This window comes from Halorubrum sp. SP9 (genome assembly GCF_005435015.1).
Taxonomy (GTDB): domain Archaea; phylum Halobacteriota; class Halobacteria; order Halobacteriales; family Haloferacaceae; genus Halorubrum; species Halorubrum sodomense.
Genome location: NZ_SGXU01000304.1, coordinates 1 through 524, shown reverse-complemented (window position 1 = coordinate 524; position 524 = coordinate 1). Strand labels below are relative to the sequence as shown.

The following is a 524-nucleotide window of genomic DNA, read 5'->3' as shown; positions in this document are numbered from 1 at the left end:
CAGCCAGATGAGCCAGACGACGCCCGCGAGCGAGGCGAACGAGAGGGCGGTGAGGGCGGCGATCCGGACCGCTCGCCACCGGCCCGGCGGGGATATCCCCCAGTCCGGCAGGTCGTACACGGTGTAGAAGACGAACCCGGAGAGCCCGACGATCAGCGCAGATTCGAGCAGCGCTCCCACGTCTCCCCCCTGTAACGCCAGGTGACCGACGCCGAGCCCGGCACAGAGCGTGCCGAGCGCGCCGAACCCGACTCGGGGGGTGACGAGAGAGGCCATCGGGACCCGTACTCCGCCACGAGGCTTATGGGTTTCCCAGCGGGGCGGGCGCGACGGCCGAGATCAGCCGTCGTCGTAGATCATCTCGACCTCGTCGGCGAACCGGTCTAAGATGTTCCGCCGCTTCTTCTTCATCGTCGGCGTGAGCAGGTCGTTCGCCTCGGTGAACTCCTCTTCGACGAGCCGGAACTGCTTGATCTTCTCGTAGGACTCGAACTCCTCGTTCACGCGGTCGACCTCCGTCTGGA

General features: G+C 66.8%; 1 protein-coding gene and 1 pseudogene. Both read right to left on the bottom strand.

All coding sequences use genetic code 11. The annotated features are described in order from the left end of the window. Positions 1 to 276, bottom strand: a pseudogene (locus EXE45_RS17640) (sensor histidine kinase); the annotation flags it as partial. A 63-nt stretch (positions 277 to 339) separates the two neighbouring features. Then, the coding region (locus tag EXE45_RS17635; RefSeq protein ID WP_137695099.1) for a hypothetical protein at positions 340 to 524 on the bottom strand (185 nt) is incomplete at its 5' end.